At 59.2% G+C, this 25,807-nt stretch carries 19 protein-coding genes; 10 read left to right on the top strand and 9 right to left on the bottom strand.

Annotation, left to right across the window (positions count from 1 at the left end; translation table 11 throughout):
* Window positions 1–144: 144 nt before the first annotated feature.
* The 7 genes from Q0526_RS16665 (at window position 145) to Q0526_RS16635 (ending at window position 9,848) form a co-directional block, all read left to right on the top strand.
* Complete coding sequence (locus Q0526_RS16665; protein WP_298736113.1) at window positions 145–1,194, top strand: glycoside hydrolase family 88 protein; 1,050 nt, start codon at window positions 145–147, stop codon at window positions 1,192–1,194.
* 39 nt (window positions 1,195–1,233) lie between these two features.
* Entirely contained in the window at window positions 1,234–2,880 is a 1,647-nt protein-coding gene (locus tag Q0526_RS16660; RefSeq protein ID WP_298736110.1) for a rhamnogalacturonan acetylesterase, read from the top strand.
* 72 nt (window positions 2,881–2,952) lie between these two features.
* A complete protein-coding gene (gene gnpA, locus Q0526_RS16655) occupies window positions 2,953–5,109 on the top strand; it encodes a 1,3-beta-galactosyl-N-acetylhexosamine phosphorylase (protein WP_298736107.1) in 2,157 nt (718 codons plus the stop codon).
* 58 nt (window positions 5,110–5,167) lie between these two features.
* The gene (locus Q0526_RS16650; protein ID WP_298736104.1) at window positions 5,168–6,628 is read left to right on the top strand and encodes an alpha-L-arabinofuranosidase C-terminal domain-containing protein; all 1,461 of its coding nucleotides are present in this window, start codon (window positions 5,168–5,170) and stop codon (window positions 6,626–6,628) included.
* A gap of 18 nt (window positions 6,629–6,646) precedes the next feature.
* Window positions 6,647–7,636 (top strand): aldo/keto reductase, encoded by a 990-nt coding sequence (locus Q0526_RS16645; protein WP_298736102.1) that lies wholly within the window; start codon window positions 6,647–6,649, stop codon window positions 7,634–7,636.
* A gap of 52 nt (window positions 7,637–7,688) precedes the next feature.
* A complete protein-coding gene (locus tag Q0526_RS16640; protein ID WP_298736099.1) occupies window positions 7,689–7,805 on the top strand; it encodes an AraC family transcriptional regulator in 117 nt (38 codons plus the stop codon).
* Window positions 7,806–7,841: 36 nt separating this feature from the next.
* Window positions 7,842–9,848 (top strand): glycosyl hydrolase 115 family protein, encoded by a 2,007-nt coding sequence (locus Q0526_RS16635; protein ID WP_298736096.1) that lies wholly within the window; start codon window positions 7,842–7,844, stop codon window positions 9,846–9,848.
* A 26-nt stretch (window positions 9,849–9,874) separates the two neighbouring features.
* On the opposite strand, the gene Q0526_RS16630 is transcribed toward Q0526_RS16635, so the two are convergent.
* The 9 genes from Q0526_RS16630 to Q0526_RS16590 all read right to left on the bottom strand — a co-directional run bounded on the left by Q0526_RS16630 (window position 9,875) and on the right by Q0526_RS16590 (window position 21,439).
* Window positions 9,875–10,075, bottom strand: a complete 201-nt coding sequence (locus Q0526_RS16630; protein ID WP_298736093.1) for a hypothetical protein — start codon at window positions 10,073–10,075, stop codon at window positions 9,875–9,877.
* A 162-nt stretch (window positions 10,076–10,237) separates the two neighbouring features.
* Window positions 10,238–11,050, bottom strand: a complete 813-nt coding sequence (locus tag Q0526_RS16625; RefSeq protein ID WP_298736090.1) for a TIM barrel protein — start codon at window positions 11,048–11,050, stop codon at window positions 10,238–10,240.
* Between the two features lie 272 nt (window positions 11,051–11,322).
* The gene (locus tag Q0526_RS16620) at window positions 11,323–13,905 is read right to left on the bottom strand and encodes a glycoside hydrolase family 2 TIM barrel-domain containing protein (protein ID WP_298736088.1); all 2,583 of its coding nucleotides are present in this window, start codon (window positions 13,903–13,905) and stop codon (window positions 11,323–11,325) included.
* A gap of 15 nt (window positions 13,906–13,920) precedes the next feature.
* A complete protein-coding gene (locus Q0526_RS16615; protein ID WP_298736086.1) occupies window positions 13,921–15,975 on the bottom strand; it encodes a beta-galactosidase in 2,055 nt (684 codons plus the stop codon).
* Window positions 15,976–16,055: 80 nt separating this feature from the next.
* Window positions 16,056–17,153: a GDSL-type esterase/lipase family protein gene (locus Q0526_RS16610; RefSeq protein ID WP_298736084.1), complete on the bottom strand. Its 1,098-nt coding sequence runs from the start codon at window positions 17,151–17,153 to the stop codon at window positions 16,056–16,058.
* Window positions 17,150–18,676: a glycoside hydrolase family 28 protein gene (locus Q0526_RS16605; RefSeq protein WP_298736082.1), complete on the bottom strand. Its 1,527-nt coding sequence runs from the start codon at window positions 18,674–18,676 to the stop codon at window positions 17,150–17,152. The genes Q0526_RS16610 and Q0526_RS16605 overlap by 4 nt, the downstream gene beginning before the upstream one ends.
* Before the next feature lie 26 nt (window positions 18,677–18,702).
* Window positions 18,703–18,963: a DUF6171 family protein gene (locus Q0526_RS16600; protein ID WP_298736080.1), complete on the bottom strand. Its 261-nt coding sequence runs from the start codon at window positions 18,961–18,963 to the stop codon at window positions 18,703–18,705.
* A 119-nt stretch (window positions 18,964–19,082) separates the two neighbouring features.
* Entirely contained in the window at window positions 19,083–20,429 is a 1,347-nt protein-coding gene (locus Q0526_RS16595; RefSeq protein WP_298736078.1) for a glycosyl hydrolase family 28 protein, read from the bottom strand.
* A 68-nt stretch (window positions 20,430–20,497) separates the two neighbouring features.
* Window positions 20,498–21,439, bottom strand: a complete 942-nt coding sequence (locus tag Q0526_RS16590; protein WP_298736075.1) for an AraC family transcriptional regulator — start codon at window positions 21,437–21,439, stop codon at window positions 20,498–20,500.
* A 576-nt stretch (window positions 21,440–22,015) separates the two neighbouring features.
* Here Q0526_RS16590 and Q0526_RS16585 point away from each other — a divergent pair.
* From Q0526_RS16585 to Q0526_RS16575, 3 genes are all read left to right on the top strand, one after another.
* Window positions 22,016–22,966, top strand: a complete 951-nt coding sequence (locus tag Q0526_RS16585; protein WP_298736072.1) for an ABC transporter permease subunit — start codon at window positions 22,016–22,018, stop codon at window positions 22,964–22,966.
* A 16-nt stretch (window positions 22,967–22,982) separates the two neighbouring features.
* On the top strand, window positions 22,983–23,915 hold the full coding sequence (locus Q0526_RS16580; protein WP_298736068.1) for a carbohydrate ABC transporter permease: 933 nt from the start codon (window positions 22,983–22,985) through the stop codon (window positions 23,913–23,915).
* Window positions 23,916–23,994: 79 nt separating this feature from the next.
* Window positions 23,995–25,656 carry an extracellular solute-binding protein gene (locus Q0526_RS16575; RefSeq protein WP_298736065.1) on the top strand — a complete coding sequence of 554 codons (1,662 nt, stop codon included), beginning with the start codon at window positions 23,995–23,997 and terminating at the stop codon, window positions 25,654–25,656.
* Window positions 25,657–25,807 lie beyond the last annotated feature (151 nt).

Below are 25,807 nucleotides of genomic sequence, written 5' to 3'. Positions count from 1 at the left end.
TTTCAAAACTTCGGTTATTCCCTTACAAAACACATGGCAAACGGCACTTGCAGGGGCCACGGGCACCTTTTATAATAAGGGCAAGATCAAGGCGACCGGCCTTTCCCCGCAGCCAGTTTGCACACGATAAGGAGCGTTTTTATTATGGCAGGTTTGGTATATGACAAACAACAGGTCGAGCGGGCGGTGGACGCCATTGTGGAGCGTACCATGCGCATGGATATGACCTGGGACTGGCCTTGCGGCGTAGCCTATTACGGCATCTGCGAAGCCTATGAAGTGACCAAGAACGAACGGTACTTGCAGTTGGTCAAGGACCGGGTGGACGAATACATCCAGCTGGGGCTCCCCAGTTGGACGGTGAACACCTGTTCCATGGGCCACTGCCTGATCACCCTGTACGAACATACCGGCGACGAGCGTTATCTGGATATTGCCAAAAGCAAAGTGGATTACCTGGAGAAGGAAGCTCTTCGCTTTGGGGACAATGTACTACAGCATACCGTTTCCGTAAACAACGACTTCCCCGAACAGGCATGGGCCGATACCCTGTTCATGGCGGCTTTCTTCCTGCTGCGCATGGGCGTGCTGCTGAAAGACCAGACCCTCATTGACGATGCCCTGAACCAGTACTACTGGCACATCAAATATTTGCAGGACCCTGCTACCGGGTTGTATTACCACGGTTACAACAACATCACTGGGGACCATATGTCCGGCATGTTTTGGGGCCGCGCCAACGCCTGGGCCGCCTATACCATGTCCCAGGTGGGCCGCCGTCTGCCGGAATGCTATCTGTACCCCAAATTCCTGGATGTGGTGGGCAGCCTGAATGAACAGCTGGCCGCGCTGAAACTCTACCAGACGGATGCCGGGCTGTGGCGCACCATCATCGACGATCCCGAAAGTTATGAGGAGATCAGCGCCAGCGCCGGTATTGCCGCAGCCATGATCGCCAAGGGCAATCCGCTGCACATCAAGTATATCAACAAGTCCATTCCCGGCCTGCTGGCCAACGTCAGCCCCGACGGCCGTGTGATGAATGTTTCCGGCGGCACCGCCGTCATGAAGGACCGGGAAGGATACCGGGGCATCAGCCGGGACTGGATCCAGGGCTGGGGCCAGGGGTTGGCGCTGGCTTTCTTTGCCGGCGTACTGGATTACGAAAATACCCGCAGCGACGGTGCGCTGTAAGCGGCACTGCGCCTAAAAATCTGCAAGGGAGCGTTCGTCATGGATTTTCACCTGACTGTAGACTGCCTGACCCCGTCGGGCACAGCCCTGTGGCAGGGCCCCGGCAGCAACGGCTTTATCACCGATGCCGTTCAGATGCACTGGCCGGATCTGCAGGTTCCTCTGCATCATGCCGGATGGCAGCCCCTGTGGTGGCTGCACCGGCCCATCAGTGGCCTGCACTGCACCCCCGAAGGGGTGTTTGCCCAGCCTGCCCCCGACCTGACCGCCGCGGATCTGGATGGCCGCGCCCTGCCCCTGTGGTACAAAGCGGCAGTCCCCGCTGAAGGGATGTATACGGGCACTGTCACCCTCTGTGGTACTGGCGGCGAAGCACTGGTCTTTGTGGGGCGCCGCCGTCTTGCCTGGCGCGGCACGCTGGCTGCGGGTACGGTACAGCAGGTACCGTTCACGGTAGACACCGTGCCGCTGATCTCCGAAGGAGACAGTGCACCCTATCTAAATTTGGCGGTAGATGTTTCCCTCGTGGGGGCCGGGCTGCAGCGGTTGGAACTGCAAACAGCGCCCGCCCACACCCGCCGGGTGTTCCTGATGGGGGACTCCACCGTGACCGACCAGAGCGCCGCCGTCCCCTATGCCCCCGGCACCAGCTATGCCGGTTGGGGCGAGATGCTGCCCTGGTTTTTACCGGACGGGTTCTGTGTGTCCAACCATGCACATTCCGGTCTGACCACTGAAAGTTTCACGGCCGAAGGTCACTGGGCCCTGTTGGAACAGCGGCTGCGCCCGGGCGATCTTGTCCTGATGCAGTTCGGCCACAACGACCAAAAGCGCCCCCATCTGGATGCCCGCGGCGGCTACACGCAACGGCTGCGCGAATACCTGACAGCCGTGCGGGCCAAAGGCGCTGTCCCGTTGCTGGTGACGCCGCTGGCTCGAAACAGTTGGACGCCGGAAGGGCTTTATAATGACCTGCTGGCCGATTATGCAGAAGCAATGCAGCACCTTGGGCAGCAGACGCATACCCCCGTGATCGATCTGCACAAATTCACGATGGATCAAATCGTACGTGCCGGGCGGGAGGCCAGCAAACGGTGGTTCTACTCCGGTGATTACACGCACACCAACGACTTCGGCGCGTTCGCAGCGGCCGCTTTTGTGGCGGGGGCCCTGTCCCCTGCACTGGCCGTTCCCACCCTGGAACGCGTCCCCTGGTCCCCTGCCGGGCCCTGCACACCGCTGGCCCCGCCCCCAGGGCTGCCCTCCCCCGAAGGCGATCCCTATGCCGCCTTTGATCATGACGGGCCCCTGACTCGCGGCGACACCGTTCAACTGGTTACGGCAGCACTGCACTTGTTCCCCGTCAACGGCTACTGCAGCCCCTTTGCGGACGTAGTGGGCGAAACGCCCCTGGGTATCGCCGTGCAATGTGCGGTACAGTGCGGCCTGCTGCCGGATAGTTGGGCCTGTGACGGCTGCCTGCACCCGGCCGCCCCTGTGACGCTGGACGAGTTCTTGGCCGTCCTGCTGCCGGGTTACGCCACCCGCTGCCCACTGCCTGACGGTCCCGATCTCATGGCCCGTGCCCGGTCGGCCGGGCTGCTGCCTGAGGGGCCGTTCCCCACTCCTGACACCCCGCTGCGGCGCGATCAGGCAGTCGCGATCTGCCGCCGGGTCCACATTTGACATTCAACAAAATGCCGGTGCCCTGCCCGGCCTGCACCCTGCCCTTTTGCGGCAAGAAAGGTTAGAAATATCATGACGACGCACACCAAAGGCGGCTTTACCCTGCCGGGCGAAGCCGGTTGTGAAGACTTGACCCTGCAACTGGCCCAACGTTGGGGGGCCGATGTCATCCGCGACAGCGACGGCACCCAACTTTCGGACGAAATTCTGAATGCCGGGTATGACATTTATTCCACCATCTGCATCATCCGCGGCCACAATCAATGGGCCAAAGCCCACCCCAACTGCCTGCAGCAGACTTTTTTATCCACCAGTCCGCGCCCGGCTGAGGGCGGCGCGCTGCAAATTTCGTTGCTGGCCGAATTTTTTCACCAGCAGTTCAAAGTCAACGACGGCCCCCGCGCCCTGCCCTACTGGCAGGTGTGGGACCGCACAAGCAACACCCTTCTTTATCCCGATGCCTGGCATTGGGATAAAGACAGCGGCTGTGTCATCATCGACGCCCCCATCCCGTGGCACCTGTACACCGTCAGCTTCCTGGCCTACCGCCTGTGGGAAGAGATCTCCATGTACAACCACGTGACCAACCATTGGGACAGCGAACACCTGATGCCGGTCGATCCCCGCACGCCGGAAGCCCGGGCCTATCTGACCCAATGGCTGCGACAGTGGTGCGAAGATCACCCCCATACCAATGTGGTGCGCTTCACCAGCATGTTTTACAACTTTGTGTGGATCTGGGGCGCAGACACACGCAACCAAAGCCTGTTCACTGACTGGGGCATCTATGACTTTACCGTGTCGGAGCAGGCCCTGGAAGATTTCAAGGCCGAGACCGGCTATGCCCTGACGGCGGAAGATTTCATCAACAAGGGCAACTTGCAGGTGACTCACATGCCCCCCAGCCCCCACAAGCGGGATTACATGGCGTTCACCCAGCGGTTCGTGGCCGGATTTGGCAAAGAGCTGGTAGACCTGGTCCATCAGTACGGCAAGAAAGCCTATGTATTCTACGACGACAGTTGGGTCGGGGTAGAGCCTTATGGCCCTTACTTCTCTCAATTCGGCTTCGACGGCATCATCAAGTGCGTATTCTCCGGCTATGAAGCCCGGATGTGCGCCGGGGTAAAGGCCGATGTGCATGAACTGCGCCTTCACCCCTACCTGTTCCCCGTTGGCCTGGGGGGTGCCCCCACCTTTGCACCCGGCGGCGATCCCACACGGGACGCCCGGGATTACTGGCTGCATGTGCGCCGGGCGCTTCTGCGTGACAAGATCGACCGCATCGGCCTGGGCGGTTACCTGCACCTGCTGAAAGATTATCCCGATTTCGTGGAATATATCGCCAATGTAGCGAATGAGTTTCGCACCTTGCGCGATCTGCACGATACCGGCCGCGTGTATACCATGCCGCTGACCGTGGCGGTGCTGCACAGTTGGGGCAGCCTGCGGCCCTGGACATTGTCTGGCCATTTCCACGAGACCTATATGTTCGATCTGATCCACATCAACGAGGCTTTGGCCGGGTTGCCGGTGAACACCCGCTTTTTGAGCTTTGAGGACGTGCTGGACGGCAAGTTGGAGGGCGTGGATGTCATCATCAACGCCGGACCGGCCGGTACTGCCTGGAGCGGCGGTGATGCCTGGCACAATGCCGATCTGGTAGCCCGGCTGCACCAGTGGGTAGCCGAGGGCGGTGTTTTCCTGGGTGTAAACGAACCTTCGGCCGTGGCCGGGTACGGCGATTACTTCCGCATGGCACGGGTGCTGGGCGTGGACGAGGACACCGGCGCACGTGTCTGCCACGGCCGCTGGCCGGTGAACGTCCACTCCGTGGCCGGCCTGCTGCCGGAGGGCTGCACGGTCAAGAGCCGCAGCGGGCTCTACCTTACGGACGGTGACACGCACGTCCTCGCTGCTTCAGACGGACAGCCGGCCATCGCCGCCCATACTTTCGGCAAAGGCTGCGGTGTGTATATGGGCGGGTTTGCATACAGCCCCGTCAACGCCCGTATGCTGCTGAATCTGTTGCTGTGGGCCACGGGACGTCCCCTGACCTGCGACTATCTGCCCGACATGCCCCAGGTGGAATGCGCCGCCTGGCCTGAAGAAGGCAAACTGGTGCTCATCAACAACGGCGAGACCGACGTGGAAACGACCATCCCCACCCCCAAGGGGGATGTGACCGCCCGCCTTTCCCCCTATCAGACGCTGATTTTGGATCAATAACTTTGATTTTTGGGTGCAGGCCCGCTTTGCCAAGGCCCATCAAAATGGAGGTTTTTTCATGGCCTTTCTCTTCGTCAATGCCAACCGCTCGGTAGGCACCATCAATAAAAACATCTACGGCCAGTTTTCCGAACATCTGGGCCGCTGCATCTACAACGGTCTGCTGGACGAAAACGGCACTTTGCGCCCCGATGTGCTCCACGCCCTGCAGGCCCTGCACATTCCGGTGCTGCGCTGGCCCGGCGGCTGTTTTGCCGATACTTACCACTGGCAAGACGGCATCGGCCCCCAGGCCGGCCGCAAGACCATCGTCAACACCAACTGGGGCGGCGTGACGGAGGACAATTCCTTCGGCACCCACGAGTTCATCGACCTGTGCCGCAAGCTGGGATGTGAACCCTATTTTTCCGGCAACGTAGGCAGCGGCACCGTACAGGAATTTTCCGACTGGGTGGAGTACTGCAACATGGGCGGCGTTTCCCCCATGGCGGATCTTCGCCGCAAAAACGGTGCTGAAGAACCGTTCTATGTGCAGTACTGGGGCATCGGCAACGAAGCATGGGGCTGCGGCGGCAACATGCGGGCGGAATATTATGCCGACCTTTGCCGCCAGTATTCCACCTATCTGCGCAGCTACGACCCGGCCCATCCACTGTACAAAATCGCATCCGGTGCCAACGTGGACGACTACCATTGGACCCGCACGGTGGTAGAGCAGTCCGGGCACGTCATCGATGCCGTGAGCCTGCACTACTACACGATCCCCGGCCCCGACTGGCAGCACAAGGGTTCGGCCACCGAATTTACCCGCGCCGAATACTACACCACCCTGCATAAGACCCTGCGGATGGAAGAGCTGGTGGAAAACCACAGCCGCACCATTCGGCAGTTCGGCAACGGACGGCCTATCGGTCTGGCGGTAGACGAATGGGGCACCTGGTTCGATGTGGAACCGGGTACGAACCCTGGATTCCTTTATCAACAGAACAGTATGCGCGACGCATTGGTGGCAGCTATCAACCTAAACATTTTCAACAATCACTGCGACACCGTTGTGATGGCGAATATTGCCCAGATGGTCAACGTCCTGCAGGCCATGGTACTGACCGAAGGGGACAAAATGTTGCTGACTCCCACCTATCATGTGTTCGCCATGTATGCCCCCCACCAAAACGCCCGCCAACTGGAAAGCTACGCGCAAACCAAAATGCTGGGCCAGGACGAACAGACGGTGCCCGACCTGCACATTTCGGCCAGCTGCCAGGCAGACGGCACGGTGCTGATCACAGTGGCGCACCTGAACGACGCCGCCAGTGCTCCCGTGACCTGCCTGCTGGGCGGCATGAAAGCCTCCGCCGTGCAGGGAATGGTGTTGGCCGGTACGCCGGAAGCACACAATACGTTCGACATGCCGGACCGGGTCCAGCCCCGTCCGTTGGATGTATCTTTGTGCGACGGCGGATTCACCGCCAGTCTGCCCCCGTGCAGTGTTGCCGCTTTTACTGTGATCCCTGCTTAAAGCCAAAGGAGAAAAATTATGGAATACGTTCCCTCTCCACAGCGTTATGACGCGATGCACTATGTTCCCTGTGGCCGCAGCGGCCTGAAACTGCCGGTTTTGTCACTTGGGTTATGGCACAACTTCGGCGACAGCAGCCGTTATGACACCATGCGGGCCATCTGCCGCACAGCGTTTGATAACGGTATCGTTCATTTCGACCTGGCCAACAATTACGGCCCGGAACCCGGCGCGGCGGAACGGAATTTCGGCCGCATTCTGCGGGATGATCTGGGCTCCCACCGCCGGGAACTGGTCATTTCCACTAAAGCCGGTTACAGCATGTGGGATGGCCCCTACGGGGACGGCGGCAGCCGCAAATATCTGCTGAGCAGCCTGGACGACAGCCTTATGCGCATGGGGCTCGATTATGTGGATATTTTTTACCACCACCGCATGGACCCTGACACCCCGCTGGAAGAGACCATGGGCGCACTCGCACAGGCCGTGCGCAGCGGCAAGGCCCTGTACGCAGGACTTTCCAACTATGACGGCCCCACTATGATGAAAGCCGCTTCTATTTTGGACGAACTGCACTGCCCTTTCATCATCAACCAGAACCGCTATTCCATCTTCGACCGTACCATCGAGCGCAACGGCCTGAAAGACGCCGCCGTAGCCAATGGCCGCGGGATCATCGCTTTCAGTCCGCTTGCTCAGGGACTTTTGACAGACCGCTATTTGCATGGTATCCCTGAGGACAGCCGCATATGCACCGACGGCCGCTTTTTGAAAGGCAGCGCCCTGACCCCGGAACGCCTGGCGCAGATCCGTGCCTTGAACGACCTGGCCGCCCGCCGCGGCGAGAGCCTGGCCGCCATGGCCTTGCGATGGATCCGGCGGGATGGAGCCGTTACCAGCGTATTGGTCGGAGCCAGCCGCCCCGAACAGTTGCTGGATGATTTGAATGTGCTGCAAAGCCCGCCCCTGACGCAAGAGGAACTGGCTTTTATTGATGCCAACAGCTGATTCTTTCTGACGCCGAAAAGGCAGGTCCTTCCCGCAGTGTCATGCGCACCGCATGGGCCTGCCTTTTCCGTGCAGAAGTGTCTGCCGGAACAATCCGCAGTATTTCAGCCAGCTTTTCAAGAAAGTGACGGGGCTGACGCCCTCCGATTATCTGCACGGGCAGGCTTGAAGATCCCCTGCCTCCCGCCTAAAGAGGAAAAATGATATGAAACTCAATCACAATACACGTTTGCCACAGGAAGCGGCCGAAAAGCCCCTGGCATATGCCCTGCACGCCCTGCGGCGCGATATGGCCCGGACCCTGTGCGCCACCGACGCCCCCGGCGGAGAGCTCCGTCTGCGCCGTGATCCGGCCCTGCCCCCGGAATGCTTCTGTCTGGATGCGGATGCAAATATCCTGACGCTTTCCGCTGCCGATGTTCTGGGCTTCGTCTACGGCCTGTTCGAGATCAGCCGCCGCTTTTTGGGCGTTCAGCCCTTCTGGTTCTGGAACGACCAGACATTTTCTCCCCGCACGGAAGTCGAAATTCCCGGCGGCTTCCACTATGCCAGCACCCCCGCCCGGGTGCGGTATCGGGGATGGTTCATCAACGACGAGACCCTGCTTTCTCACTGGAAAGTAAACGGCAGCGCCGAGGAGCCGTTCCGCATGGCCTTTGAGGCCCTTTTGCGCTGTGGCGGCAACATGGTCATTCCCGGCACCGGCACCGAGGGGCTCAAGCACCGGCAGACCGCGGCGGACATGGGGCTGATCCTGACCCACCACCACGCCGAACCGCTGGGCGCACCCCTGTTTGTACAGCGCCACCCGGACCTGGAAGCCAAATTCAGCCAGTACTCGGACCTGTTCCGCGCGCTCTGGCAGGAAGGGATCAACGAGCAAAAGGACCTGCGCGTGGTCTGGAACATCGGCTTCCGCGGACAGGGCGACCGACCTTTCTGGGCGGATGACCCGCAGTACGATTCCGCCGAAGCGCGCGGTTCGCTGTTGTCCGCCTTGATCCGGGAACAGTATGACCTTGTAAAGCAGACTGATCCCCAGGCCGTTTGCTGTACCAATCTGTATGGCGAAATGATGGAATTGTACCGCAGCGGCAATTTGGAACTGCCCGATGACGTGATCCGCGTCTGGGCGGACAATGGGTACGGCAAGATGGTCAGCCGCCGCCAGAACAACGAAAATCCCCGCATCCCATCGCTGCCGCAGAACGGGGATGCGGGACGCCACGGCCTTTACTATCATGTTTCTTTTTATGACCTGCAGGCAGCCAGCCATATCACCATGCTGCCCAACAGCGCCGAACTGGTCTGCCGGGAGTTGACGCAGGCGCTGGCGTGCGGCGCGGACGATTATTGGATCATCAACTGTTCCAACATCAAGCCGCACGTCTATCTGCTGGACTATGTGGCGCAGCTTTGGCGCGACGGCACCGCCGATACGGCGCAGCACCGCCGCCAGTATGCCGGGAGCTACTATGGCGGCGAGCAGCCGGACCGTGTGGCCACCGACCTGGCCGCCTATGCGCAGGCGGCGGTAGCCTATGGCCCGCACGAGGACGAACACGCAGGCGACCAGTTTTACAACCATGTGCCGCGCATGCTGATCTCCCAGTTTTTAGACGATCCCCGGCACCCTGCCGAAAGACTGCGCTGGCTGTGCGACCTTCCTTCCCTGCTGGAACAGGTACGTTTCTGTGCCGAAAAATTTGCCACGGCACAAACCGGGTACGAGCAATATCTGCGCCAATGCGAGATGACCGCTGCGCTGCTTTCGGGCGCGCCGCGCCGTCTGTATCAGGACAGCATTTTGTTGCAGGCGCAGTTGTACTCTTACTGGGCAGACGGCGCACTGGACATTTGCCGCGCACTGCAGGCGGGAGCGGATCATGCCTGGAAAGATTGCTTCTATTTTGCCGGGAAGGCAAAACACTGGTATGCCCTCGCCTACCGGGCCATGACCGACCGGGAACACGGTAAATGGGTAAGTTTTTACGCCAACGAATGCCAGACCGATATCCGCCAGACGGCGCAGCTCTGCGGCTACCTGATGAGCTACGCCCGCAACAAGGGCGAGGGGCCGCACTTCCACAGTTGGATGCAGGAATTTGGCGAAAGCGCAGAGGAAAGCCGCGTGCAGCTTTTGCTCAACACCGAAAAGCATCCCACTGACGAAGCGTTATTCGCCCTGATGGAAGCCCGCCGGGGGGAATGAAAAACCATCGGCGCGTACAAATTTCCCTATTTTTCTGGACCGTCCGCGCTGGCAACGCAGGCACTTTTTCCCTCTCCACCACAGCTTATTGCTTGCATCTCATTTTTATCCATCAAATCAAACGTGCTTACACTTACATTGCTTCCCATGACGGTCTCGAAAAGCAAAGGACGAAACGCATAGAAAGGCCCGGCAGGTTCGCCTGCCGGGCCTTTGGTTTTGGGCACCTCCTGCCCCGCCGCGGCATAGCGTGTGGGAAGGAGGTGTTTGTATGTCCAACAATCCCTTGACGAGTCAAATGTTCTCTCACGCTTCGATCTCAACGTAAGAGTCAATCTTCAGCGGCACACCTTCGACAGCAAAGCCGCCATACAGTCATAACCTCGTCTTTACATCTGGCGCATGTACGCAAGGTCCGCCTGGGCGCAGGAAAGGATCACCTCATCCCTCAGCAACGCCACGTCAGGATGCCGCTGATGCAACCAAGAACACAACGGCGCATAATCCATCTGGCCTTTCCCCAAGGCCGCAGGTAGTTGCTTTCCCTTCGGCTGGAAGATCACGTCCTTCACATGAACGGCAGCCAGATGGTCGCCAATGACCTCGCACCATGCAGGCCAGAAACGATCCTGATTGGAAACGTCACGGATCGTCAATACATTTACAGGATCGAATATGATTTTGAAATGGAGTGGGTCCGCCACCTGTTCCAATAATGTCCGCACCTTTTCCAGCGTACCCACGGTGTGCACAAATACCGGCTCCAACGCAAACACGCCATCCACAGCTGCGGCTTTTTCCACAATGCGCAGCACGCTGTCCGTAAGTAATGGAAATGTAGCATCCTTCTGTTCCTCAGTCAGAACGCCGAAAGAACTTTCGCTCCCCACTGCACAAGCACCCAAAGCGTTTTGGTAAGCCAACGTCTGGCAGACATCATTGACAGCAGCCCTGCGCACATGGTCATCAGGGTTGCTCAGATCCCGGTAACAGCTCAAAATCGTGATTTCAATGTGGTGGCGCTCAAAAGCAGTCCGCACAGCCTCCTGCATATGCGGAGAAACATCGTCTACGCTCCTGATGCCGCAGATGGCTTTCGGGAGCGCAAGTTGCGCAGCGTTATAACCATTGCTTTGCAGGATCTCTGCCAGATCTTCGGGCGAGTGACAGCCATAATCATGGGCACGGCAGCCGTATTTCATACCGGTAAACCTCCTTGGTACTATCTTCGTTATCTTCATAGCGCATAGTGCCCGTAATACAGCCATTGCCGGGCACCACATCACTGTTCCCTGTAAACCGTAAGGACATTTTTTGATACATAATTACTATTGCTTAAAGTACGTTGCTTTTTCCTTCACACCTCCCCCGATTTCATTTAAACCATTCCCTGCTTCGGATGAACAAGCACATCCATATGCAGAAAATTCAAACCGCCGACAAAGTCATTTACACAAGGCAGCTCGCTTTGTACTCATCGATCTTTTTCCCCGTTTAGTACCTTATTTTTTTCCGCCACATAGGTGTATAGACTGGCTTTCAGCTGGCGTGTGGCCGGGTCCGGCTGGTCCAGGTCGAACCCGCAGAAAAGCAGCAGTGCTTTGCCCCGGCGTATCAGCGCCAACGGCGAAGTGGGCGTATTGTCATAAAAGTTGGGGACCATTTCCACCACCGCTTCCGCACTGCCGTCACGGGGCAGCGGGAAGCTGACCGCCCGTTCCAGCAAGTCCTTCCACTGGTAATCGCCGTATGGCCCGGTGGGGAATCCCCGCAGCGCCGGGTGGCTGGCGTCGATCATGACGCCGCAGGCCGCCTTGCTTGGGAAAAACACCGGTGACCAGAACACCGGGATGAAATTGCAGGGGAATTGCCGGTCAAAGCAGGCCCGTGTCACCAGGGCGCAGCCGCCCGTGCGGCCTATTTCTTCCAGGGCTTCGGGGGTCGAAACCACGGGTGCCTGCGGAACCGGGGCCGGTGCAAATGCAAATACCCGCCAACTGTTGCTGTATCCCGCGACCGTGATCGTCACATCCAGCCGGGCTGACTGTTTCAGGCCGCACAGAGGTGCTGCGATCCGGGGAGTGCGTGTCTTTGTGTGGTAGAATAACCGTCCATCACAGCGGATGTCCACCTCATACACCGGATCGTCAAGAGGGACCGGCCCATGATCGTACAAAGCCAGCTCGGCTTCCAACGTTTCATCGGTCGTGAAGATCCGTTTTGCTTTGAACAGCGGCACCACCGGGCCCGCAAAGCAGCGGAACTGCGCCGGGGTCACCAGGCCCTTGCTGCGGCCCTCTACATCCAGCAACCCGATCGTGGCGGTCTTTTGCCCGGTGTAATCCGTCAGCCCCAGCAGTTCGAAGCCGCCCAGCCCCTCGGTACGCAGGGCGGCTTCGATTTCTTCTTTATATAGACGGGCGGCCAGCACGCCGGAGGCCTGTACATACTGCGCCCGCTTTTCGTATACGCCGCTGCGCTGCATAAGCAGGCGGATGGCCTCAAAGTTTACCGGGCGCATGGCCCCGGTATAGTCCGCGATGATATCCACGTCCGGGTAGACGCAGTACTGCCCTACCTCAAAGGTGACGACGGGCTTTTCCACCGCGGCCACAGCGCCGGCATAGTCCAGCGCGGTGTCCTGCGCGGCCCGGTCCTGGCAATGCTGCAGCCGCACGGGATGGCCTGCCGCCTGAAACGCGCAAAGATAATCCTCACAGGGCAGCAGCGGGTGGTCAAAGTTGGAGGTAACGGTATAAAGACGCCGCGGGTCGATGGCCTTGACGGCGGTGGTGATCTCTTCCAGCAAAGAGAAATCACCCAGGTTCTCGTTGCCGTTCGAGAAAAACAGAAAGGACGGATGGTTGCCGTAGCTTCGGGAGATGCGCAGCGCCTCCTGCAAAAAGAAGCTGCCGTGGACCGGGTCCTGCCCAAATTCCAATGGCTGCACATCCAGGTTGAGCCAAAGCGGCATTTCGACGGTCAGGTAAAGCCCCAGTTCGTCAGCAGCCTCAAAGGCGGCCTGAGGCGGGCACCAGGCGTGAAACCGTACATGGTTGAGTCCGTATTCCTTTGCCACCCCCAAACGCGCGAGCCAATCCGCTTTTGTCATGGGCGGGTAACCGGTCTGAGGGGTCAGGGCGCAGTCGTTGGTCCCTCTGAGCGAAAGCGGGCGTCCGTTCAGAATGAATTGCCTGCCCTCGGCAGTCAAACATCGCATGCCAAAGGTCAGTGTACGCTGGTCAACGCATCCTTCACAGGAGAACTCAGCAGTCAACGTGTAGAGGGCGGGGTCAAATTCCTGCCACCAGCGGATATTCTGTAACGGCAGGGTGAAACGGTCCACTTGACGGGAGGTATACAAAGTCACGTCGAAATCTTCCTGAGCGGCCACGCGCCCGTCAGGCGCCGTCAACCGCAAAGCCATGACGCCCCGCTGCCGCTGTTCCGGCTTGTGTACGGTACAGGTTTCCACCACCCGCACCTGCACCCCGTCGGGCTGCGGATAGATCTGCACATCCGCCAGGTGGCACAGCGGCCGGGCCTGCAGCTCGATGCGGCCGATGACGCCGTTCCAGTGTCCCTGGGTATCCAGACTGTAGCCGCTGGCCATATCCCCCAGGCCAACGCAGTCCCGGTTGTCGATGCAGAGGGTCAGACGGTGGCGGCCGGGGGTCAGGCGGCCGGTCAGGTCGTACACATGCGGGGCCGAAAGCGTGACGATGGGACGCCCGACCGCAGCCCCGTCCACCCACAGACGGCTGCAAACGCTGACCCGTTCCAGAAACAGGCAGATGTTCTTTCCGGCAAAAGTCTCCGGCACTTCGATCTCCCGCTGCAGCCACAGCGGGCCGGTATATTCGTACCGTTCCCGCGGTGCGCGCAAGGTGTCGGGGTCAGTCTCCCCGTTCCATTGCAGCGGGGTGCCGATGCGGTTCTCACAGGCAGACCCCGGCAGTACGAAAGGTTCGCCCTGCCAGCACTGCCCGGAAAATGGAAAGGTGGCGTCCGGGTCCGGCTTGCAGCGCCATACACCGTGCAGGGACAGCGTTTCCATGGGCGTTTCCCTCCTTTACCATTCCCGGTAAAAATCATCCTTCATCTCGGACAAAAACAAATAGCACTCCCGGCCATACAGCAGGCTGGCAGGCAGTCGCCAGGGCAGGCCGTCGTAATAATGGTCGGCGACCAGTTTGCCGTCGGCGTAGAGCTGGGCAGCGTCGCAGAGCTCCGTGATCTCCACAAAGCCTTCCGCTGTGGTGACGGTCAATCTCCGGCAGGTGATGCGGCAGGGGCCGCCCAATTCCAGTTCCTCGCGGTACGGCGGGTCGAAAGGCAGTTCTTTCATCGGTTCGGCGTGCAGCTGCGCCGGATGGAACGGCTGCTGAACGCTTTGCCGCACAAAACGGTCCTTCTCCCACAGGCAGTAAGCGTAATCCCCCGGCTGGACGGCGCAATACGTTCCGTCCGCCCGGTAGAGATCGCAGCCTTCGCCCAGCAGTACCCGGCCGTCCAGCTTGCGCAGGTAGAGCGCCTGCGCCATGGGCAGCGTGACCAGCCGCACGCCGTCCACGGCCGTCACATCGGGCAGTGCGCCGGGGCGCAGCACACGCCCGTTTACGCAAAACGCCGGTTCCACCCCGTCCACGGCGGCGAAAAAGAAGGTATTTCCATCCCGGCAAAGCAGCTGCGCCGTGGCCCAGTCCAGCCGCACGCCGTCCAGATCCAGCCCGAACGGAAGGATAAACGACGCGCCGCCGCGCACCGTAATGGGCGGGAACTGCACGGTGCCGGTATCAAGCACCACATTTTCCACCGTCTGCATGGCGCGCAGGCGCTGGTACTGGTTCACGAATACAAACCCGGAAACGCCGTCGCTGCGCATGGCGTACCGCAGGGCGGCGGTATCGTCCGGGGGCGCCGTTTGGGCCGCCGCCACATAGGGCAGCGGGGCCAGCAGGCTGCCGAAATCCTGCACGAACAGATGCAGCAGGTTCAGCAGGCGGTAGGTGTCCCCCGTTTCGCCGTAGGGGGACAGCGCCGTATGCGGAAAATACTCCAGGATGGGGCAGTCGTTGGGGTAGCCGGAAGCACGGCTTTCATTCAGTGTGCTGTGCCGCCCGATCTTATTGATGCCACCGTGGTACATATAGTAGCCCACCAGGTTGTTGCCGCTGCCCAGCTTGACCAGCGAAAGGGCGTAGGCATCCTGCGGCGACACCACCACCCGGCGATGGTGGGTGGATTGCAGCCCCGCCCCCAACTCGCAGGTGGCGAACGGATAACGCTCATACGGCAGCAGCCAACCATTGTCCGGCGCGGGCGCGATCTGGTCCATGCCGATGGCGGAGTCATTGCGCACCGGGTCGAACACATAGTGCGGCGTAGGGGGCAGCGGGTCCCGCGTGTCGGCCCAGGGGGCGTCCACATAAGCGCCGAACACCGGCAGCACGTCGTCCACCGGGATTTCCGCCCCGTAGCGGCTGTTCCAGCCGGTGACGGTGTACAGCGGCACATCGTAGCCGACCTCCTGCGCCAAATGCTTCAGGTCCAGCAGATGGGGCGCGTTGTCGGTCAGCTCGTTTTCCAACTGGATGCCGATGACCGGCCCGCCGTCCTTGTAAAACAGGCCCTGCACTTCCTCAAAAATGCGGCTGTACCACCGGCGCACCAACGCCATATAGCCGGGGTTGGAATCCCGCAAGGGGAAGGGCTTTTGCAGCAGCCAGTCCGGGAAACCGCCGTTGCGGCACTCCCCGTGCGCCCAGGGGCCGATGCGCAGGATCACGTCGAGCCCCGCTTTCTGCGCCGCCAGCACAAAGGCACGGATGTCCCGGTCCCCGGTGAAGTCAAAAACGCCCTCGTCCTCCTCGTGATAGATCCAGAAGAGGTAGGTGGCCGCGATGTTTACGCCGCCGGCTTTCATCTTGCACAGTTCCCGGTACCAGTTTTCCCGCCGGTCCCGCGCGAAGTGGTATTCCCCCATCACGGGCAGGATGGGCTTCCCGCCCCGCTCGATGTAGCGGCTGGTGACATCGATGCGCTCCCCCACCGGGTTCGCGCCGCCAAGATGCAGATGGCCCCGCAAAAGCGGCGCCGGGGCGGCAGGTAAAAATGTATAGGTCATAGAAATCTTCTATCCTTTCCTGTTTTGTAACGCCAATTTTCTTCACACAACGGACAAACCGTTCCGCATTTTTCACAAGATCAAGCTTCTTTGCGCACAAACGGTTTCAAAGCGCAGGTCAAGCTATCGGCGGCGGCGATATGCGCTGCCGCTCCGGGATGATTATTGGAACCCAGCTGTTCCGGCAGGAACTGCGGCACCAAAATCAGCGGGACATCCTCGCGGGCCGCTTTTTGATAGCGTTCCAACCCGTCCTGGATGGCCGGAAGCATGGTATGCCCCAACATCCCGTACACCCAGACCAGCTGTGCACGCGGATTGCAGCGGCGCAGGGTATGCAGGAACCTTTCCACCGCGCCGCTCACGCAGCGCCGGGTCTCGGCGCACGGGCCTCCCGTCGCGTCCCGGCGCAGTTTATACACCGTGCCGTCCGGTGCGGTGTAAGCCGGGCCGTCCATGGCAAAACAATCATTGTGCCCCAGATGGGCCACCACAATATCCGGCTGCCAGGAAGAAAAGTCCTGCAAGCACAGACCCTGCGGCAAAGCCATTTGTGCCCCGCAGACCTGCTCATAAACGGCAGGCAGTGTGTGCCGGGGATCGTTGTCCCACCCTACAGAAACGCCCCATCCGCTTTGTGCGATAATGCGGAAGTCGGCGTTCAACCGGCGGGCTGTTTCCACAGCATAGTGCCCCTGTGTGGAGAACACGGCAGAAACTCCATCCCGCATACTGGGGCCGCCGCCCAGCCCCTCACCGGTGGAAAGGCTGTCCCCTACAAATTCGATCTTGCAGGCAGGGGCCGGGGATGGATACAGGTTCCCGTCACAGCAGATCCCCCGCAACAGCAAAAAGGACTGCGGATCGCGCAGCATCGGCTGGACCTCTTTGAAAAGCCGCACCCGGTGGCGTGCGGCCGAGGCCATCTCCCGCCAGACCCAAAGGCGGCTTTGCCCTTTGGGCAATGGCGTGCGCAGCATCGGCGCGCCGTCCACCTCTACACGGACCCACTGTTCGCGTGTAGTAAAATCGGTTTCCAAGTCAAAAGCCAAGGCAGTGGCGTCTGTCACAAAATCCACCCCCGCGCCGGTCCAGAAAAGCGGCAGCGGGTCCCGCGCAACCGTCCGGCCGCAGATACGCACCGCCGGTTCCAACGCAGAATGGACGCTCAAACTCATACGGTATCCTCCGTGCGCAGGTTTTCCAGCGTCAGGCCCCGGCAGCGGGCAACGCGCAGCACAGCATCCGGCGGCAGGGTCAAATCTTTGCACACAACGTCCTGCACCTCGTGCCCTGCGGCGGCAAAGCCGCAGATCTCCAGCGGGTCCACCACGTCTTCAGCGCCATGTTCCAGTCGCCGCCCGGTCAGGCGCAGCCGCTCAAAACGGAAGTTTTGGAACACCGGCGGCTGCGGCGCGGGCACGCCGTCATCGTTGTACGGCACGGCATGGATCAGCAGCCGGGGAAAACTGCTATCCCGCACCGTCACCCCGCGCACATATCCGCCGCGTTTGGGGGTCCCCTTGATCTCTATCCCGTTGGAAGAACGGGCAATATCGCAGTCCCAGATCTGTACGTCCTCCACACCGCCGCTCATCTCGCTGCCGATGCAGATCCCATGACCGCCCAAACTCTTGCAGTCAAACACACGGATATGCTTTGTGGGGCGGGCAATTTCGTTGCCCTGGGGGTTCTTGCCCGATTTGATGGCGACCGAGTCATCCTCCGTGTCAAAGGTCGTGGCAAACAGCGTGCAGTTTGTGGAGGAATCCGGGTCCCAGCCGTCACCGTTCCAGATGCCTGCGGAACGCAACATGCAGTGGTCGGTCACAATGTCGTCGCAGTAGACCATGTGGACGTTCCAGCTTGCCCCATTCTGCAGGGTCAGGCCGGTGATGCGCACATGCGCACAGTTGCTCAGGTTGATGAGCCGCCCGCGCACCCGGCCGGGGATGGTGCGCTCGTTTTCGCAGGTGGCCACCAGCGCGGCATGGGCCGCCAGGTACTCTTTCAGTGCTTCGCGTTCGGATTCGATCATGCGTTCGGCCAGTACCCGCCCGCCGCCGCTGATGGTCCCCTGGCCATACAGCAGGATATTCCGGCAGTTCGGCCCGGCCGTGTGATCCAGCGTGCCGGCATTGAGCAGGCTGCGGTAACATTCCTGTTCTATCCCCTCGAAGCGCGACCAGATGCGCGGGGTATAATCCGCCGGGTCCTCGCTGCCCTGCAATACAGCGTCCTTTTCCAGATACAGAGCCATATCACTGTGCAGGTCCAGCGCCCCTGTGCGATAGACCCCGGCAGGCAGATAGACTTCCTCATCGGGGCTGCAGCGGTCGATTGCCGCCTGCGGGGCAGCGGTGTTCAGGGTCTTGCCGTCGCCTACTGCGCCGAAATCCACTACGTTGAGCCGTTTGAACCGCGGGCGCGTTTTCACCTGTACCCGACCTATTTCTGTTTCCGCCTGGCAGACCGTCACATCATAAACTGTATCCGGCTGCAAGTCCGTCAGGGTACAGTGCGTGTGGAACACTTCCGCACGCAAGCAGCTATCAGCCCAAACCTCATAAACACCCTGCCCGGCAGGCGCCCCTGTTTTATCCCAATATAACGTAATAGTTTCTGCTGTGGTACAAGCAGACAAAGCTCCCGAATTCATCATGCACTCCTTGTCAAAACATTCTTTGTTCGGTTTATCCATACCGGCGCTCCTGATCCCTCTCCGCCTTACCACGGTCCCTGCGTACGGGGGCAGTGCTGGTCCCGGCGGGCAGCACGCATCTCTACATAGCAGCCACAGATCCGGCAAGTGGCATTTTCCAGCGCATCACACTGCCGGCAGGCCGCCAGGCGCAGCGCATACTCCTCGTCCGGGGTCCGCAGCTTTTGGGGCATAGTGGCACGGTAGCGCAGCACGCTTTGGTAATAGTCATTCTCGTCCGCCATATCCTGCAGCAGGCAGCGGCGGCAGAGTTTGGGGGTTGCCATAGCCTACAACTCTCCTTTGCTATATTTTTTATCACGTCAAGAAGTCGTGCAAACAGGGACCGCAACCCCCTCTCTGTGTCAGGAGGGGCGGCAAGCGTCCCAAGTAGCGTATTCTTTGCTCAAGTATTTTCCGCCGCGTTTTCCCATTGGATATCCGCGCACCGGCAGTCTTCCAACTGCGTCAACTGACCGTTCCAGGCCGTTCCGCCACCGTCGTGCAGAACCGCATGGCGCAAAATCAAACGCTGTACACTGCGGGCATACAGTGCCGGAATCGTATGCGCATACACCCCGCGGGCACTGGGTTGTTCATCAAAAAGTCCTCCGGGCTGGGTACCCTGTTTCGCAAGCGTCAGGTCCAGGTCGCTGATGCGCACATTCTTGATCGGGCAGTCCGCTTCCCCACCCAAAAACAAGCCGCTTTCGGCAGTGAGCGTCAGGTGGTCAAAGCTGATGTTGCGAATCACACCGGGGAAATTTTCTTTACCCGGCCGCCGGGTCGCGCTGATAAAAACCGGCTCGCCCTTGCCCCACCAGCCCGGCGCGCCGGGCACAGCATAACGGTCTGCATAGCGGCGCACCGCGCCCGTGATGTGGTGGACCTGCACATTTTCTACTGTACCGCCATCCCGCACCCAAATTCCCACTGCGCGGGAACAGTCCTTCACCACACAGTCAGACAAAATGATGTTGCGGATCACGCCGTGGGTCTCGGTGCCGATCTTTAACGCTGAATCGCGGGAATGAAGCACGCACCCGGTGATGAGGATATTCTCGCTGGGTCCGTAGCGGCGCGCCATAGGGGCGGTGGATTTGACCACCACCGCATCGTCCCCTGTATGGATAAAACAGTTGCGGATCGTTACATCCTGGCAGCTATCCGGGTCTATCCCATCGTTGTTGCCGCCCCGGTCATCATTGTCAATATATATCCCCTCGATGTGTACCCGGCGGCAACCCGCCAGATGCAGCGTCCAGAAAGCCGCGTTGCGCAACGTAACGTCCCGTATCGTCAGATCCGCCACGTCTTCAAACAGCAGCATCCGGGGGCGGAAATCAGCACAGGCTTTCGGGCATTCATGGAAGTCGCTATCCTCGTTTGCATCAAAAAAGACTTTATCACCCTGTCCGTCGATGACCCCCGGCCCGGTGATCGCCACATCCCGCGCGCCCTGCGCCCCTACAAAAAAGCCGCCTGCCCAGCCGTCCACCTCATCATTTCCCGCCGCTGTGCGGAAGGGTTCGATCTGGGCCGGGTCCAGGCTGCTGCGCAGCACCGTCCCGGCCTCCAGGTGAAGCGTCACATGGCTCTTCAACCGCACGCTGCCGCAAAGATAGTCCCCCTGCGGCACCACTACCCGGCCACCGCCCGCAGCAGCGGCCGCGTCGATAGCCCGCTGCACAGCCGAAGCGCAGTTTTTCCCGCCCGGCTGTGCCCCGTAGGCTGTAATGTTATACTCTGCCATGATTTCCCTACTCCTTTCGCTCCGTTGGGGTATAATCGTATCCTCTTACAAAGTTCACCGCGTTTTCTTCAAACATCCCGCGGCGGGGTCAGCCAGCCGGAATACTGCAGGATCGCCGTCTTGCGGTTGTTGCCCTCGGTACGGCGCCAATGGCTGGGCGTTTCCCCCATTTCCGCCAGAAAATGGCGGTTGAAGCTGGACAGCGACTGAAAGCCCACCCGCTCCGAGATCGTCAGGATCGAATCGTCACTGACGCGCATCAGGGAGCATGCCTGCAACACGCGGATACGGTTCAGGTGTTCCAGTGGACCAACGCCCAGCAATTCCTTGAAGGTCTTGCGGAAGTGGGACTGGCTCAGCCCGCACAGGGCAGCCAGCTTTTCGATGGGAAAAGACTCCATATAATGGGTGCTGATGTAATCCAGCGCCGGGGCAACGGTGATCGTGCCCGCCATGCTCACATGGCTGTCCCGACCATCCATACTGTTCAGGCGCATCAGCTGAATATTCAGGGAAAGATAAAGCGCCCGAACGCTGATCTGATAACCGGTACGTTTTTCCTGCATTTCGCGCATGATGGCCCGCACCAGCCCCGCCACATCAGGATAGCGGGACTCTGGCAGGATGTAATAATGCCCCTGCAGAGCCTTTCTCTGCCATTCAACATCGGGCAGATACTCCGACGGGAAGAACAGATGCAGCAATTCGATGGGGTCCAGGTGCAGCCAGCTCCACTTGCTGGCCGTGCCGGGGTCGCTCCAGGTCGTGTGGAGCACGTCCCCGGCAATGATCGTCACATCCCCCGCCTGGAAATGCCGTTTTTCCCCCTGGAATGCCAGGGTGCCGCCGTCCGTTTCACATAGGCCGATCTCCAGACAGTTATGGAAGTGCAGCACCCCCGCAGGTTTATCGGAAATGCGCCATTCCTCGCCGGAAAGCAGTTGGATCGGGAACTCCGGCGGCAATGGATAGTTGCGGTACTCTACAACAGTATGCGGCTGGCGCGGCATAGGCGGTCTCCCCCTTTTTATTGCTGGCAATTCAACATTTCCATACGGGCACAGTGGCCGGAGCATCCAGGCCCGCGGTAATTCTTTTTATTATCGTTCATTTTTCAGTTTAGTGCATGCCTTGCGGCCATACAAATCCGCTTTGTACCGCCTGGCGGGGCATGCAGCAAACCGGCTTAAATCCAAATGTAACGTGGGCCGGTATTTCCTGCGGCCACCTGTGCCCCATTATACCCCTTTCCATTGAAAAGCGCCAGTGCAACTTGGCAAAAACGGCGATATATGTGCAACGTTCACAAAAATTCAATATAATTTATGTGCCATCCGCTGGTTTTTAATGAAAAATACGCTCATTTTATGGATTTTTGCCCCCCCCCTGCACATTTTTTGCAATTTTGTAAGATGATAATAATCGTTTTTGCACAGTTTTTATCCAAGGATGCAGAGAAGTGAACGTCGTAAAACTGCATAATAAATTTAGATTTCAACAACTGATTTTGTTAATTTTATCCCCATTGCGGAAGCGGCGACCAGCGCAACGTTATATAACACTTTATCAGAACAGGAGGAACCTAAATGACACACGCCAAAACCAAATTGGCTGCCAATGACCTGACCATCCGCAAAAAGGGCATTGGCTTCTACTTAAAACGGGACTGGCAACTTTATCTTTTGATGTTGCTTCCCATGCTGTTCATTCTCGTTTTCAAATATCTGGCCTATACCGGCCTGTCGGTCTCATTCCTGGACTACAAAGTAGCCAAAGGCTATTCCGGCAGCGAATTCGTGGGGCTGGAGATTTTTGAAAAAGTCTTTACCCACCGGGATTTCGGCAAAGCTGTATTCAACACCCTGCTGCTGAACATTCTGGATCTGGTGTTCAGCTTCCCGATGCCCATTATTCTGGCGCTGCTGCTCAACGAGATCCGCGTCAGATGGTTCAAGCGCACGACGCAAACCCTGCTGTACCTGCCGCACTTCCTCTCCTGGGTCGTCATCGGCGCGACCGCTTACCAGATGTTCACCACCGGCACCGGCATCATCAACGTCCTGATCACCAACGCCGGCGGGTCGGACATCCCCTTCCTGCAATCGGACGGCTGGTGGCTGTTCACTTATGTAGTCATCGGCGTCTGGCAGACCATGGGCTGGGGCTCCATTATTTATCTGGCAGCCATCACCAACGTCAATGCGGAACTGTATGAAGCCGCCAAGGTAGACGGCGCCAACCGCTGGCAGCAATGCCTGCATGTAACGCTGCCCTGCATCCGGCCCACCATCGTCATCATGCTCATCATGCAGCTTGGCAAGTTGATGGGCGGCAGTTTCGAACGTATCCTGGCATTGTCCAATGCCGCTGTGACCGAATACACTACGACCATCCCCGTTCTGGTCTACCGTTGGTTCCAGGCCAACAAATTCAGCGAATCCACTGCGCTGGGCCTGTTCCAGTCCGTCATCGGCCTGGCGCTGGTGCTGGGCGCCGACTATGTAGCCAAGAAACTGGGCGAGGACGGCCTGCTGTGAGAAAGGAGGACCCCCTATGCAAACCCCTGCCGTAGAAACCATTCCGGTCCACAAGAGAAAGTGGACCAAGAACCGCGTCATCAATCTGATCGTGGATGCGGTGTGCATTCTGTTCGTGGGGCTGGCCTCGCTGACCTGCATTCTGCCGTTCATCAACATCCTGGCAAAGAGCCTTTCGGACAATGCGTATGTATCCGCGCACAAAGTCGTCCTGTGGCCCATAAGCGACACCGGCATCAATCTGGAAGCCTACAACCGGGTGTTCCACGATTCCACCATCATCACTTCACTTTGGGTAACGATCGAAGTGACTGTGATCTTCACGCTGATCGGCATGTTCCTGACCATCTGCGCCGCCTACGTGCTGACCCGCCCGGAACTGAAAGGGCGCAAGGTCATGACGTTCATGATCATGTTCACCATGTACTTTACCGCCGGTACGATCCCCGATTACTTACTGATGAACAATATGCACATGCTGGATACCATCTGGTGCCTGATCCTGCCCCTGTGCTTTGCCCCGTATAACCTGCTCATCATGAAAAACAACTTCCAGGGCTCTATTCCGGAAAGTCTGATCGAATCCGCCCGGTTGGACGGTGCTTCCCACTTTACGATCCTGCGGCGCATCGTGGTACCGCTCTCCAAGCCCATCATCGCCACCATCGCCCTGTTCTATGCCGTAGGCCGCTGGAACGCCTATTCCGACGCACTGTACTACATCAAGCAGAACGTGGAACTGCGCCCGCTGCAGTTGAAGCTGTACTACCTGATCGTAGCCGCTACCGAGAGTTTCCAGTCCGAGGGCGTTTCCGCCACCATCATGACCAACCCCGACGTGCTGCAGGCCGCCTGCATCATCTTCGCCGCGGTCCCCATCATCTGTGTCTACCCCTTCGTGCAGAAATATTTCGTGCAGGGCACCATGGTCGGCGCCGTGAAGGGCTGATACCCGTTCTTTTGTACCTGCCGGATCATTCCCGGTACCTATACACATCCGTATCTTATTTCCTACAAGGAGGGAAACCATGAAAAAACAATTGAAGAAAACCGCTGCTGCCGCCATGGCGGCAGCCATAGCCACCACCCTGCTGGCCGGTTGCGGCGGAGGCACGTCCAGCGCCGCGCCGTCCTCCTCGGATGCCGCTTCCAGCGGTGCGACCAGCGAAGCCGCTTCCAGCGGCAACTACACCGACTACTCTGCCGGCTTCCCTGAGCGGGTCACCATCGAGATCCCGGTCTATGACCGTGGTTTTGAAGGTTGGAACGTTTCCGACAACTACTACACCCGCTGGATACAGCAGGAATTTGGCGAGAAGTACAACGTCGATGTAAAATACGTCGGCATCTCCCGCACCAATGAAGTCACCGACTTCATGCAGATGATCGCCGCCGGCGCCGCCCCCGACATCATCTTCCACTACGATATGCCCGCCGCCGTAGCCTACTATGACGAAGGCGCCATGCAGGACATCGACTACGACGAGCTGGCCTTCTATGCCCCTGATTACTGGGCCAAGATGCAGGACACCATCAAGACCTACGGCAATATCGACGGCCATCAGGCATTCATCTTTGCCGAACGTGATCCCATCTATTACAACTGGGTCACTCTTGTCCGCAAGGACTGGCTGGACCAGGTCAATATGGAAGTTCCCACCACAGCGGAAGAAGTGACCGCCATGGGCGAAGCCTGGAAGGCCGCCGGTCTGGGCAGCATTGGTCATCAGCTTATGACCAAGAGTTTCAACTACTTCTATGGCTGGATCAAGCCCGGCACCAGCCAGGAAGAAATGGCCCTGTATCTGGACCTGAACGTAGCGCCCTTTACCTGGCAGGCTACCGAGGATTACCTGCGCCATATGAACGACCAGTACAACAAGGGCGCACTGGACCCCAACTTCTACTTGACTACTGATGACGCCGCGGCCAAGAGCAAGTTCGTCAGCGGTGAAGTCGGCACCTACGGCTTCTATATGTCCAACGGCACTGATGTCTTTGCCAGTCTGCTGGCCAACGATCCCAATGCGGAGGTCGCCGTCCTGCAATCCACACCCGGCCTGGTTGCCGAAGGCTATGAACCCTATTACTACAAGTATCCCAGCTACGGCATGATCATGGGCATCAACAGTGCCTCCAGTGATGAAGAGCGCGCCGCCGTTTACATGTTCCTGAACTGGATGAGCCAGCCCGAGAACCTCACCTTCCTGCAGTTTGGTCCTGAAGGCGAAACGTACACTTCCACCGAGGACGGCATCAACGTCCTGGATACCAGCTACACCGGCGAAGCCGCCCTGTCCCAGAACCAGAACAAGGACTACTGGTGCCTGGTGGCCGAGAGCGTCACCTATGGCGACGAGGCCAAGGATCTGGAATCCAACAAGCTGACCCTGGCGCCCGAAGGTTATTCCGACCTGATCCAGACCAGCTATGATATGTGCAAAGCCGTTGAGGACAAGGGCATCATCAGCCCCATCTTCACCAAGCCCGTGGAATCCAGCACCGAGTACAGCGCCGACCTGAACAGCCTGTGGCAGGAAGCCTATGTTGCCTGCATCCAGGCCGCGCCGGAAGAATTCGACGCCCTGTATGACGAATACTGCCAGGAATACCTGGACGCCGGCTACCAGGAGATCCTGGACGAGAAGCAGGCTCTGATCGACGAAGGTTCCGTCATTTACCCGGAATGATCGCCGCCACGATCCACTGAACTGCACCGTTTGCATCAGCATACGCTGCGCGCGGGGCTGCTGTACAGCGGCCCCGCGCTTTTTCTTTTGATCCTCCCCTTCCTCTAAGGGCATCCCCGGCACAGCGCACAGGGGTCTGTGCTTTTTTCAA

The organism is uncultured Subdoligranulum sp. (assembly GCF_937890665.1).
This window is presented reverse-complemented; position numbering and strand designations above follow the sequence as displayed.